We start from the raw sequence: 12,913 nt of genomic DNA on the forward strand, positions 1-12,913 counted from the left end.
AGGGGCTTCCGCAGCCCGTCAGCCCTCTCGCCCCTCCGTGGCCGTGGCCCCTTCCCACACCACTTCCACCCGCGCCCCGACCCGAAGCCCCCACCCTGCCATCGCCCCTGCCTCCGCCTCGATCACATGACGGGCCCTGACGCGCGGCAGGCCGAGCCGCCCGGGCGGCATGGTGCGTACGGAGATGACCCGGAGCCGCCTGTCGAGGTAGGCGACGTCGATGGGCATGCGCATACGGAACGTGTGGACGCTGTTGGCGGGCGACAGCAGCAGTGCCCCGTCGAGGGAGTCCCGCCCCAGCAGCCCCTTCGTGCGGGCCCGGTAGGAGGTGGCGACCTCCAGGGGAACGTGCACGGCCGGGCGCTCCCCGGCGTCCCCCCGCACGGTCAACTGCCCACGCCCGTCCCGCCAGCGCCCCATCACGGACCGACCCCTTCGCCCACCGAACCATCGCGAACCGTCTCCGGTGAACGTATCCCCGGCCGGCTCCGGTGCGTCAGCCCGTCCCGTAGGCGACGACCGTGACCCGGACCCCGGTGGGCCGCACCGACAGCGCCCGTGAGTCCCATGGGCCCCCGTGGTGAACGGGCGGGATTGGGTGCGGTTTTGGGCCCACGGGCCCATGCCCCGACCGACCGCCCCTTCCTACCCTCGGGGCCTGCCGTGAACCAAACACGGGTGCGAACCGGGGGACTTGAGGAGGGGCGGGCATGGCCTCGAACGGGGGAGGAGCGGAGTCCGGGGCGGTGCGTGCGCCCGGATACGGGGGAGGGCGGCGGGACATGCCGCGGCCCCTGTCCCGGGCCCTGCTGCTGGTGCACGCGCTGTTCGCGCTCACCGCGCTCGGTGGCCTGGGCCTCCTGCTGACCGCGGCGTCGCTCGACGCGGTGGACGGCACACTGCTCGCCCAGGTGGCCTACGCCGCCGCTCCGGGTGTGGCCGGCTGGTGGCTGGCCCGCCGCGCCTGGCGGGGCGGAGCCCGCGTCCGGCTCGGGCTCGTCGTCGTCCAGGCATGGCTGGTCCTCGGCTCGGTGTCCAACCTCGCCGACGGATCGGCCCGCGGCTTCACCCAGCTGCTGCTCCCCCTCCTCGTCCTGTACCTCCTGACCCGTCCGGAGAGCCGCGACTGGTACCGGCTCGCCGAACCGGAGCGGCGGGAGCGCCGCCCTTTCTCGCTGCCCCGGATGATCCGCTGGCGCCGCGACGACGGACAGACGGCGGTGGAGTACGCGGGCCTGGTCGCGGTCGTCGCGGCGATCGTCACCGCCCTCGTCGTCAGCGGCCTGGGCGGGCAGCTCCTCACCGGCATCCAGGCGCAGGTGTGCCGCGTCACCGGTGCGGCCTGTCCCGCGCCCGGTGACGGCGGTGACGGCCAGGTCACGGCGGAGGACGGCGACGGCGGCGGCACCGGGAACGGCACCGGGGACGCGACGACCGGCGGTACGGGGAATTCCGGGGGCGACGCGGACGGCCCGGGTGACGCGGACGGCACGGGCCCCGGCAACCAGGACCCCGGCAACCAGGACCCCGGCAACCGGGACCCCGGCGACCCGGGCTCCGGCGACGGCGACGGCGACGGCGGCGGCACGGACCCCGACGACCCGCCCGCCGATACGGCGGACGACCCCTCCGTCGTGGACCCGGTGGCCGCCGAGGACGAGATCGACGAGCCGCCGTACGAGGACCCCACCGCCGACGGCGGGACCGAGGACGGGGGCGACGGGGGCGACGAGGGGTGCTTCTCCGGCTTCGGCGCCTTCTTCGGATGCGCCGGCGACCAGCTCAAGCAGGTCGGCGAGGGGCTGTTCGTCGACGGCATCTGGGGTGACCTCACCGGCATCTGGGACGTGGTGACCAACCCCGTCGACACCTGGAACGGCCTGATGGACTACGGCCGGTCCCTCGGTGACGACTGGTGGAACGACACCGCCGACGCCCGCGAGAAGTGGGACGACGGCGACTACCTCGGCGCGGTCCTGGACTGGGGCGGAGCCTCGCTCGGCACCGGCGGGACCGTCCTGTTCGACTCGTTCATCGGCGACGACGTCGTGGACCAGTGGAACAGCGGCAACGAGACCCGCGCCGTCACCACGGTCGTCTGGAACGTCGGCTCCCTCTTCATCCCCGGTTACGGCGAAGCGAAGATCGCCGAGAAGATCGGCTCGCTCGGCCGGCTGAGCAAGGTCGTCGACGACGCCACAGAGGCCGCCCAGGACGCGCGGCGCGCGGCCGAGGCGGGCGACCTCGACGCGCTGGACGACGCCGTCCGGCGCGCCGACGAGGCGGCGGACGAGGCGGAGGACGCGGCGCGCCGCACCGGCTGCACCATCTCCGCGCCCGCGCGGGGGATCCCGTACGGCGAGGGCCCGCACCCGGGCACGAGCGGCGGACCCGGCACGGGCACCACCGTGCTCGCCGTCGGCCCCGTCGCGCGCAGCCCCTACGTCGTGCTGGCCGAAGGGGGCTGCGACGAGGAGGCCAGGCAGCAGGCCGAGGAGGCGCGCGCCGCGGAGCGCCAGGCCTACCTGGAACGCAAGCGCGCCGCGGAACCGGACCGCGCCCGGGAGGCGCTGGCGAACAGGAAGCAGTACCCCGAGCCGGAGCACGGCGACACGAGCGACCCGCGCAACTACAACCCGCCGGACTGGGCCGACGACCTCGCGAGCCGCACGTACGGCGACGCGGACGACGGCGACGGCTTCTGGGCGAGCCGCGACCGCAACCCCAGCCCCAACTGGCGCAACGAGTCGTGGCTGCGCTACCAGGAACAGGTCACCGGTACGCAGCGCGGTCACGAGTACGTCGTCCCGCACCCCGACCCCGACGTACCGGACGTCGAGTTCGACGGCTGGGACTCCTCCCGCCAGACCTACCTCGAGGCCAAGAACGGCTACGACAGCTTCCTGGCCGCCGACCGCACGGAACTCACCCCGTCCGGCCGGGAACGGCTGCTGACCGAGGCGCGCAGGCAGGCGAGCGCGGCGAACGGCAAGGACATCGAGTGGCACTTCTCCAACCAGGAGGTCGCCGACGCGGCCCGCGACGCCTTCGAGGACGCGGGCCTGGACATCGAGGTCGTCCACACCGCGCCGGAGCGGGTCGCCGGCGACAGGCGGCCCGAGGCGTTCGACTGACGGGGCGCCGGCCGGACCGCGGCCCTAAGGTGGTCGCGGCGGCGGATGTGGGCGAGAGGCGAGAGAAGAGGGACGGGACATGCGACGCGTGGTGCGGGGCTTCTGGGGCCCCCGGCAGGAGTCGGCGGAGGAACTCGCCGCACGGTGGAGCACGACGCTGGACCGGTTCGCGTTGCTGCTGCCGGAGGCGGCGGGCGGTCCGGGGGAGACGGCCGGCGCGCCGTCCTGGGAGTGGCGTACCGTCCCCGCGGCCGGGCCCGCAGAGACGGTCCGGTCGGACGAGTCGTCGCTGCGCGGCGCGTTGCGCACGGCCCGGGAGGCGGACCCCTGGGCGGCGGCCAACGGCACGTCACTGCGGCTGCTCGCCGACAGCCCCGCCGCCGGCTGGAAGGTGGAGATCGCCGGGCTGGCGGGCGGCACCCCGGACTCCCTGCTCCAGTCGCTGGTCGCCACGATCACCTCCCCCGACGAGGCGTCACTTCCCGACGCCGCGCTCCTCACCGTGGTGGCGGAGGCCTGGCAGCCGGACTACGGCGACGTGAGCGACCGGGCGGTCACCTCCGCCCTGAAGGAGGAGGCCGGCTTCAGGATCGGCACGCCGTCGGTCGGCTGGATCGGCTACCTGTCCGCGGGCCGGGCCGCGCGCGTCCCCGCCGACCTGACGGCCGACCGCGTCGAACTGCCCACCGAGGGCCTGCTCCTCGCCATCACGTCCCCCGGGGACACCGCGGCCGTCGTCGAGGCGTACGAGACCCTCAGGAAGTCCGGCGCACTGGAGCCGCTGCCCCGCCCGATGAACAGGCCCGCGCTGTGACAGCCCGCGCGGGTGAACCCTTCGACACGCACCGGGCGGTGTCCGACATCGAGGCCGCCCTGTCCGTCCCCCTCCCGGCGTCCGGTCCGGCGGCCGACGAGGGGGAGCCCGGCACCGGCGAGTGGACGTCGACCCGGGGTGAGGGGTTCCTGCTCCTCCCTTTGTGGGAGAGCGAAGCGCTCACGGGCGTGTACGGCCGCGAATGGAACGACGCGGAGGCGGCGGCGGAGGCGAACCTGGCCGCGCTGGTGTCGGAACTGGACCGCCGCTGGGGGCCGCACCGGACGGTGACCATGGGTCCGGCCCTGCTGCGGCGTCCGGCCGCGGAACCCTTCCGCACCCTCGTCGCCAAGGACTGCAACGGTGACCTGACCCTCTGGGGTCCGGTGCCCGACCCGGGCGGCCGCCTGGCCGCCGTCTCCCTCAACCAGTCCGACGGCGACGCCCCGCTGATCCTCACCGCGCTGATCACGGACCGGCCGCTCCCCGATGTGACCGTGTTGTAGCAGGAGTTGACACCCTTCACTCTGGTGCCGTGCCGCGTGCGCTGGATAACTTGGGTTCGCTCAGGAGAAGCCTTGCCCCACCGGGAGCCGACCGTGAACCGCCGCCCCACCCTGCTCGCAGCGCTCGCGCTGACCGCCACAGCGGCGTTGACGCTGTCCGCCTGCGGAAGCGACGACGCCCCCGCCAAGGCCGGCGACGAGATCGCCGGCGCCGACACGGACGGCAAGAAGTCGCCCCCCGCAACCACTCCGCCGGCCTCCGAGGAACGGCCGAAGATCACCTTCCCTGCGGACGCGAAGAACGTCTTCGAGGGAGGGAAGACGGGCGATCCGGCGAAGGACGCCGTTCTCGCCGACAGCGCCCTCAGCGTCAATGCCGTCGACGAGGCGATCTTGAAGGGCACCACGGACACGCAGGCGCTCGGCTTCTACAACGCCGAGAAGGCACTCAGCTCGTCGATCGCGTACGCACAGCGCTACATCGACGGCAATGACACCTGGGCCGGCGTGACGCGGTACTTCAACCGCAAGGCAACGCTGAGCGGTGAAAAGAAGGCCTATGTCACCTACTGCTCCGACGAGACCAAGTCGCACATCAAGAACAGGAAGACCGGCAAGGTCGACAAGTCGGCTGCGAGCTCGGACAGTTACGTGCTGTACAACACCGCGCTGACCAAGAACGCCGAAGGTGTCTGGCAGACCACCGACATCGTCTCGAAGAGGGGGGCCAAGGAGTGCCAGCCGTAAGAAACGCGGGCAGGACGGCGACGGTCCTCGCGGTCGCATGTGCCTGCGTCTTCGCTTCCCAGGCAGCCTTCGCCGACCGGGGCAAGTACGGAAACAACGGTGACACGGAGCAACGTGCCGAGACCGGTGCCGACGGTACCGTTTCCGTGACCGTCGGCGGGGTTGTCTTCGACCGTTCGAAGAACGGCACCGGTGGCTCCGCGGGTGCGCTGACGTCCTCCACGTCGTGGACCCCGCCCGCCTGCTGGTACGCCCCCAAGTACACGCCCGAGCAGTTGCAGGACTACCTGGAGCCCATCTGGGAGGCCGGGTCGACGGGCCACGAGTGGGACGCCAAGCAGCGGGAGAAGTACACGAACCCGGACGACCCGAAGAAGGACTTCAACAAGGACAAGTCCGGCAAGGGCTACTGGTGGGGCTCGTACGTCAACGAGAGCTTCCCGCCCGGCTGGGACTCCTGCACCAGGGACTACTTCTGGGTGGACGAGGGCGAGGCCCCGCCCGCCGACATCGAGAACGCGGTCACACCGGAGATCCTCGCCGAACTCGCCTACGCGGAGATCCGCGTCCCGGGCACCGAGGTCACGCTCGCCCCCGCGGAGGCGACCAAGGTGAACCTTCCGACCTGGGCGTGGCTGGACGGCGCGGAGTTCAAGCCGGTCTCGGTCACCGCGTCCGTCCCGGAGATCGGCATCCAGGCGACCGCCACGGCGGAACCCGTCTCGCTGAAGATCGAGCCGGGCACCCCGGACGCCGAGACCTACCCGGCCTCGGGCGTCTGCGCGCTGGACGGCGGCCGTATCGGGCAGCCGTACGCGAAGGGCAAGGCGGACGAGGCGCCACCGTGCGGGGTGAAGTACCTGCGTTCCTCGGGCGACGGCACGTTCCCGCTCCAGGCCACGGTCACCTGGGAGATCCACTGGACGGGCACCGGCGGCGCCGGCGGCGACCTCCCCGACGGCGAGTTCGGCGCCACACAGGACGTCGTGGTCCAGGAAATCCAGGCGGTCAACCGCTGAGCTCGGGTAGGAAGTTCCCATGACCACACTTGGCGCAGTCTTCCGTCCCCAGCTCGCCCCCGAGCGGCTTCGCGCCGTCGCGCGGACCGCGGACGAGTCCGGTCTCGAGGAACTCTGGTTGTGGGAGGACTGTTTCCGGGAGGGCGGGATCTCGACCGGCGCCGCCGCGCTGGCCTGGACCGAGCGGGTGCGGGTCGGGGTCGGACTGCTTCCCGTGCCGTTGCGGAACGTTGCCGTCACCGCGATGGAGGCCGCGAGTCTGCACCGGATGTTCCCCGGCCGCGCGATCCTCGGGGTCGGGCACGGGGTGCAGGACTGGATGGGGCAGGTCGGGGCGCGCGTCGAGTCGCCGGTCACGCTGCTGCGGGAGCATCTCCTCGCGCTGCGCGCCCTGCTGGGCGGGGAGCGGGTCACGACCGAGGGGCGGTACGTCATGCTCGACGACGTCGCCCTCGACTGGCCGCCACAGGGCCCGGTCGAGGTACTCGCCGGCGCCACCGGGCCCCGCACCGTGCGGCTCACGGGTGAGGCCGCCGACGGGACCATCCTCACCGCCAGCACCTCCCCGGACGGGGTACGGCGTGCGCGCCGGCTCGCCGAGGAGGGGCGGGCCGCGGCGGGACGCACCGGCACACCCCACAGGGTCGTCGTCTATCTGCTCGCCGCCACGGGGAAGGGAGCCGACGAGCGGCTGCGGGCCGAACTGGTCGCCGAGGGGGTCGCCGGAGAGGCAGGTCTCGGGGTGGCCGGGGACGCCGCCGCCGTCGCCGGGGCGGTGCGGCGGCTGGCGGACGCCGGGGCCGACTCGGTGGTCCTCCAGCCGACCGGCGACGAGCCCGACCCCGAGGGCTTCGTGCGGTTCGTGGCGGAGGACGTGCGGCCCCTGGTGCCGTAGCGCGCCCTCGTGCCGTGGCGAGCCGATAAACGAGCGACAGGCGGTGCCGCGTTCGGGCATGGTCGGTGCATGTCCGACGAGTGCATGTCCGACGAGCGCACGCGCGCATTCGAGGAGCTCCTCGCCGAAGGCGCCTCCGTACCGACCGAGGGATGGGACTTCTCCTGGTTCGAGGGGCGGGCCACCGAGGCCCGGCCCTCGTGGGGGTACGCCGGCACGCTGGCCGGGCGGCTGAGCGGTGCCGGTGCGGCGCTCGACGTCCAGACCGGGGGAGGGGAGGTCCTGGACTTCGCCCTCGCGCGGGCCGGCCGGCGCCCGGCGCTCACCGCCGCCACCGAGGTCTGGCCGCCCAACGTCGCGAGAGCCACGGCGCTGCTGCGGCCCCGCGGCGTCGCCGTCGTCGCCTGTCCCGAGGACGCGCCGCTGCCGTTCGCCGACGAGACCTTCGACCTGGTCGTCAGCCGGCACCCCGTGCGGGCGCACTGGGACGAGATCGCGCGCGTGCTCCGGCCCGGCGGTACGTACTTCGCGCAGCACGTGGGACCCGGCAGCGCCCGGGAGCTCGTCGAGTTCTTCCTCGGACCGCGGCCGGGGGAGCAGTGGGAGGCGCGCCACCCCGACCGTGAGCGGCGCGCCGCCGAGGCCGCCGGGCTGGAGACCGTCGACGTGCGGGCCGAACGCCTGCGCATGGAGTTCCACGACATCGCCGCCGTCGTGCACTTCCTGCGCAAGGTGGTCTGGATGGTTCCGGACTTCACCGTCGACGCGTACCGGCCGCGGCTGCGGGCGCTGCACGAGCGGATCGAGGCCGAGGGCTCGTTCGTGGCGCACAGCAGCCGGCACCTCTTCGAGATGCGACGGGGATCGCGGACACCGTGAGGACCCCGGCCACCGGGGGCGTCCGGCGGGTTTCCGCATCGTTACCGGGTGCGGCTGGCCCCGGAGCGGCACTCTCGCGTAAGTTCGGACCAAGGTAATTCGCGTAAGCAAAGCTGCGCGGGGTGGCACCGCGCGGTGGAGGGGGCTGCGCGGTGCCCGGCCCGGGCGCCCCGGGTGCCGCCGCCGGGTCAAGCGGGCGGCGCCGCCGGGGTCACCCGTCAGGGGGACGACCGGAAGAGTGGCCCTGACGAGGGGGTGGCGGTGCCACATCCTGCACACAGTCCCCCCAAGCCTAGGTTTTTCGCAGGATTTGGCTGCGTTTCGGCCATGTGAAGCCCTTGGACGGCGCTTTCCGAAGCCATCGGGGCGTCGCCGGACGATTCCGGAGAGTAGTTGTGGCCCGCCGATGCGCGCAGCATCACTTACGAAGGGTTATGGTGGGAACCCCCCCTCGGGCCGGTCCGTCTCCCCCCCACGGACCGGCCCGTTTTTTCATGCCGCCCGGGCTGTGCCGTCCCCGACGCCCCCTGGCTAGAGTCCACGCATGTCGAACGAACAGCCGACACCACCTCAGCAGCCCCCGGGCGGGCCCGGGCAGCCGGGCCCGTACGGTTCCCCCGCCGCGTACGGCCCGTACGGTCAGCCGCCCGGCCCTTACGGCTCCCCGCCGGCACCCCAGCCGCCCCAGCCCGGGACCTATCCCCAGCCCGGGACCTATCCCCAGCCCGGTGCCCACCCCCACGGCTGGACCGGCGCCCCGCCGTACTACGACCCGTCCCGGCCCCCGGCCATGCCGGGCCCCGTGCGCGCCGCCCAGATCGTGATCTTCGCGACGTTCGGGCTCGGCGTCCTGCTCACCGTCCTGGTCGGCGTCGCCGTGGGGGCCGAGCCGGCGGGGCGGTTCTTCAGCACCTATCTGATGACCGTCGTGCTGTTCGTCCTGGCGTTCCGGTACCCCAGGGCGGGCAACGGCGTCCGCATCGCCTCCATCGTGCTGGCATCCGTGCAGATCCTGCTGGCGCTCAGCGCGACGGCGCAGGGCGTCCCGCTGGGGATCCTGCCGCTCGGCACCGCCGTCGCCGTCGTCGTCCTGCTCAGCCAGGGCTCCGCGGGACAGTGGTTCCGGCGGCCGCGCGCAAACGGCGTGCCGCCGCAATACAGCTGACAAACGCACCACGGCGGACTTTGGGGACCCCCGCCCCGGCGGGGGTACGCTTCGCCTTCGGGGACCGCCATACGGACAGGGGCCGCCCGTGGCCGAGACCGGGCCGCATGCCGCGCGACGCGGCGGGGTGCCGCGCCTGTCCGATCCGTACGGAGGGGCTGACGATCACGTGAACCTGCGCGACAAGCTGCGGAGCCTGCTGGTCAGGCTGTACGCACGCCGGGTGGAAGGCCACCTGGACACCGCTCAGGTGCCCAAGCACATCGGCGTCATCATGGATGGCAACCGCCGCTGGGCGAAGGCCGCGGGTTCCAGCACCGTCCACGGTCACCGGGCCGGCGCGGACAAGATCGAGGAGTTCCTCGGCTGGTGCAGTGAGACGGACGTCGAGGTCGTCACCCTCTGGCTGCTGTCGACGGACAACTTCGACCGGCCGAAGGAGGAACTCGTCCCGCTGCTCGGCATCATCGAGGACGTCGTGCGCACCCTCGCCGCCGACGGGCGCTGGCGGGTCCATCACGTCGGCACGCCCGATCTGCTGCCGTCCGGGATGCAGACCACCCTGAAGGAGGCCGAGGAGGCCACCGCGCACGTCACCGGGATAGTGGTCAACGTGGCCATCGGATACGGCGGCCGTCAGGAGATCGCCGACGCGGTGCGGTCCATGCTCGTCGACGCCCACGAGAAGGGCACCTCGATGGAGGAGCTCGCCGAGGCCGTCGACGTCGACATGATCGGGCGTCACCTCTACACCCGCGCCCAGCCCGACCCGGACCTCGTGATCCGCACCAGTGGCGAGCAGCGGCTGTCCGGATTCATGCTCTGGCAGACCGCGCATTCGGAGTACTACTTCTGCGAGGTCTTCTGGCCGGCCTTCCGCAAGGTCGACTTCCTGCGGGCGCTGCGCGACTATGCCGCCCGACACCGGCGCTACGGCGGCTGACGCGCCCGTCCCCGCGCCTCCCGCACCGCTGGTCACACACTGTTCACCGGCACGCCGTCATATGCCGTGGCATGGCCGTGCTCGTTCGAGGGAATAAGCCAGGCAGGTCGACACCCGAACCACGGGTGTCGGATCTCAGCGGGCGGCACGGAAGCCGTCCGCCCGGGAGGCCCTGTTGCAGCAGCCCGACCGTGCGGTCACGGCACGGACGAAGCAGCGGAGGGCCGGTTCCCGGCCCGCCGTGCACGGGGGCCGTCGACCGGTCCAGCTCCGCTCCGTCGCTCCCCGACCTCATCCGAGGGGGTACGTCCTTCCGTGGTGACCAGCGCAAAGCGCCACAAGCCAGACCGGCGCACCTATGTTCTCGACACCAGCGTCCTGCTGGCCGACCCCAATGCCCTGAGCCGCTTCGACGAGCACGAGGTCGTGCTCCCCGTCGTCGTGGTGACGGAACTGGAGGCCAAGCGGAACCATCCCGAACTCGGCTATTTCGCCCGGCAGGCACTCCGTCTGCTGGACGACTACCGGGTGCGGTACGGCCGCCTCGACGCCCCCATTCCGACCGGGGACCTCGGCGGAACCGTGCGGGTCGAGCTCAACCACTCGGACCCCAGCGTGCTGCCCAGCGGCTACCGCCTGGGGGACAACGACTCCCGCATCCTCGCGGTCGCCCGCAATCTGCAGGCCGAGGGGTTCGACGTCACCGTCGTGTCGAAGGACCTTCCGCTCAGGATCAAGGCGTCCTCCGTCGGTCTCCTCGCCGAGGAGTACCGCGCGGAGCTCGCCATCACGGACTCCTCCGGCTGGACCGGAATGTCCGAACTGACCCTGCCGGGCGAGCAGGTGGACATCCTCTTCGAGGAGGGGCGCGTGCATGTGCCCGAAGCGTCCGGGCTCCCCGTGCACACCGGTCTGACCATCCAGTCCGAGCGCGGCAAGGCGCTCGGGCGGGTCACCGCCGACGGCAACGTCCGGCTGGTGCGCGGCGACCGGGAGGCGTTCGGCATCAAGGGCCGCAGCGCCGAGCAGCGGATCGCGCTCGACCTGCTCCTCGACCCGGACGTCGGGATCGTGTCCATGGGCGGCCGGGCCGGCACCGGCAAGTCGGCGCTGGCGCTGTGCGCGGGCCTCGAGGCGGTCCTGGAGCGCCGGCAGCACCAGAAGGTGATGGTCTTCCGTCCGCTGTACGCGGTGGGCGGGCAGGAACTGGGCTATCTGCCCGGTTCCGAGGCGGAGAAGATGAGCCCCTGGGCGCAGGCGGTGTTCGACACGCTGTCGGCGGTCACCAGCCGGGAAGTCATCGAGGAGGTCACCGCGCGCGGCATGCTGGAGGTCCTGCCGCTCACCCACATCCGGGGCCGCTCGCTGCACGACGCGTTCGTGATCGTGGACGAGGCGCAGTCGCTGGAACGGAACGTCCTGCTGACCGTTCTGTCCCGGATCGGGGCCAATTCGCGGGTCGTTCTGACCCATGATGTCGCCCAGCGGGACAATCTGCGGGTCGGGCGGTACGACGGTGTGGTCGCCGTCGTCGAGAAACTGAAGGGGCATCCGCTGTTCGCGCACGTCACACTGACGCGGTCCGAGAGGTCCCAGATCGCTGCCCTTGTGACCGAAATGCTCGAAGACGGTCAGATCTGACCCTCGTTCTCCAACAAGGGTCGATTGCGCAGTAATTGGCGCCGTCCGGAAAGGTGTAGAGCCTAGCCGGGCGGCGTCGGCGCGTGTACCGATTTCCGGGAATCCCCGGGAGCAAACGGGATGTGAGCTTTCACACGCAACGGAGAATTGCCTTGCCCCGTCGGGTTACGGCAGAGTCTCACTCCTGTCAGGCCCCGCATACGACACAGCTGTACCCCCAGCGGTGCAGAACCACAGCAGGACCCCGTTCCAACTCCATAGCGTCGTCGTATGCCGCCCGAGCATCACGCGGCGCTCCCCTCGTGGGAGTTGCCCACCGGGCCCGCGCCTTCCGTGACCCGTAGTTGGGGAGGCCAGTGCCAGGGGCACGATTGCGTCCGCGAGGGTCACCGAAGCGGGCGATGCTGGAAGGAAACCGTGTGAGCCGGATCTCGGTCCGGGGATTCGCAGTGGCCTCGGCCACGGCGGTCACCGCTGTCGGAAGCGTCGTCGGCGTTGCCTCGGGCAGCACCGCGCAGAACAACGACGTCGAAGCGACGGCAAGCGGCACCACGCTGCTCGCGGACATCCCCGCGGGCCAGCAGGCCCAGGTGCAGACCGCGTCCCTGACGCAGCAGGCCGAAACGATGGCCATCGCGGCGGACGCGAGCGCCAAGAAGGACGCGGAGGAGGCCGCCCGCAAGGCCGCCGCCGAGACCGCGGTCGCCAAGAAGAAGGAAGCGGCCGAGAAGGCGGAGCAGGAGGCCAAGGAGCGCGCCGAGGCCAAGGCCGCCGCCAGCCGTTCCGCGGTCCGCGACGCGTCCAGCTTCCCCGTCCAGGCGTCCTACACCGTCGCCGAGGTCCAGGCGATGGCCCGGCAGATCGTCCCCGCGGACCAGTTCCAGTGCTTCAGCAACATCGTGGAGCGCGAGTCGAGCTGGAACTACCGGGCCGACAATCCCACCTCCGACGCCTACGGCCTGGTGCAGGCCCTCCCGGGGTCCAAGATGGCCTCCGCCGGAGCCGACTGGATGACGAACCCGGCCACCCAGATCAAGTGGGGCCTCGGCTACATGGACGGCCGCTACGGCAGCCCCTGCGGCGCCTGGAACTTCTGGCAGGCCAACCACTGGTACTAGAGGCACCGGGGCTCCGCCCCCGGCCACCGCTCAACCCCGGCACAGCCCCGCA

The 12,913-nt window shown here is 72.2% G+C and carries 12 protein-coding genes; 11 read left to right on the top strand and 1 reads right to left on the bottom strand.

Annotated features, from left to right (window positions below):
* Window positions 1-18: 18 nt before the first annotated feature.
* Window positions 19-420, bottom strand: coding sequence for a DUF192 domain-containing protein (locus F1615_RS03670; RefSeq protein ID WP_149547402.1), 402 nt, complete (start codon window positions 418-420; stop codon window positions 19-21).
* 290 nt (window positions 421-710) lie between these two features.
* Here F1615_RS03670 and F1615_RS03675 point away from each other — a divergent pair, with 290 nt between their 5' ends.
* The 11 genes from F1615_RS03675 (at window position 711) to F1615_RS03725 (ending at window position 12,861) form a co-directional block, all read left to right on the top strand.
* Window positions 711-3,134: a Tox-REase-5 domain-containing protein gene (locus tag F1615_RS03675; protein WP_149547403.1), complete on the top strand. Its 2,424-nt coding sequence runs from the start codon at window positions 711-713 to the stop codon at window positions 3,132-3,134.
* A gap of 79 nt (window positions 3,135-3,213) precedes the next feature.
* Complete coding sequence (locus F1615_RS03680; RefSeq protein WP_149547404.1) at window positions 3,214-3,948, top strand: hypothetical protein; 735 nt, start codon at window positions 3,214-3,216, stop codon at window positions 3,946-3,948.
* Window positions 3,945-4,454 (top strand): hypothetical protein, encoded by a 510-nt coding sequence (locus F1615_RS03685; protein WP_149547405.1) that lies wholly within the window; start codon window positions 3,945-3,947, stop codon window positions 4,452-4,454. The genes F1615_RS03680 and F1615_RS03685 overlap by 4 nt, the downstream gene beginning before the upstream one ends.
* 93 nt (window positions 4,455-4,547) lie before the next feature.
* A complete protein-coding gene (locus F1615_RS03690; RefSeq protein WP_149547406.1) occupies window positions 4,548-5,201 on the top strand; it encodes a hypothetical protein in 654 nt (217 codons plus the stop codon).
* A complete protein-coding gene (locus F1615_RS03695; RefSeq protein WP_149547407.1) occupies window positions 5,189-6,220 on the top strand; it encodes a hypothetical protein in 1,032 nt (343 codons plus the stop codon). The genes F1615_RS03690 and F1615_RS03695 overlap by 13 nt, the downstream gene beginning before the upstream one ends.
* A 19-nt stretch (window positions 6,221-6,239) precedes the next feature.
* Window positions 6,240-7,115 (top strand): LLM class flavin-dependent oxidoreductase, encoded by an 876-nt coding sequence (locus F1615_RS03700; protein WP_149547408.1) that lies wholly within the window; start codon window positions 6,240-6,242, stop codon window positions 7,113-7,115.
* 69 nt (window positions 7,116-7,184) lie between these two features.
* Window positions 7,185-7,994: a class I SAM-dependent methyltransferase gene (locus tag F1615_RS03705; protein ID WP_425385618.1), complete on the top strand. Its 810-nt coding sequence runs from the start codon at window positions 7,185-7,187 to the stop codon at window positions 7,992-7,994.
* 544 nt (window positions 7,995-8,538) lie between these two features.
* On the top strand, window positions 8,539-9,159 hold the full coding sequence (locus F1615_RS03710) for a hypothetical protein (RefSeq protein WP_149547409.1): 621 nt from the start codon (window positions 8,539-8,541) through the stop codon (window positions 9,157-9,159).
* A gap of 169 nt (window positions 9,160-9,328) precedes the next feature.
* Complete coding sequence (locus F1615_RS03715) at window positions 9,329-10,102, top strand: isoprenyl transferase (protein ID WP_149547410.1); 774 nt, start codon at window positions 9,329-9,331, stop codon at window positions 10,100-10,102.
* A 315-nt stretch (window positions 10,103-10,417) separates the two neighbouring features.
* Complete coding sequence (locus tag F1615_RS03720; RefSeq protein ID WP_149547411.1) at window positions 10,418-11,743, top strand: PhoH family protein; 1,326 nt, start codon at window positions 10,418-10,420, stop codon at window positions 11,741-11,743.
* 419 nt (window positions 11,744-12,162) lie between these two features.
* Complete coding sequence (locus tag F1615_RS03725) at window positions 12,163-12,861, top strand: transglycosylase SLT domain-containing protein (protein WP_149547412.1); 699 nt, start codon at window positions 12,163-12,165, stop codon at window positions 12,859-12,861.
* Window positions 12,862-12,913 lie beyond the last annotated feature (52 nt).

The sequence above is a fragment of the Streptomyces marokkonensis genome, from assembly GCF_008312835.1.
GTDB classification, from domain to species: Bacteria; Actinomycetota; Actinomycetes; order Streptomycetales; family Streptomycetaceae; genus Streptomyces; species Streptomyces marokkonensis_A.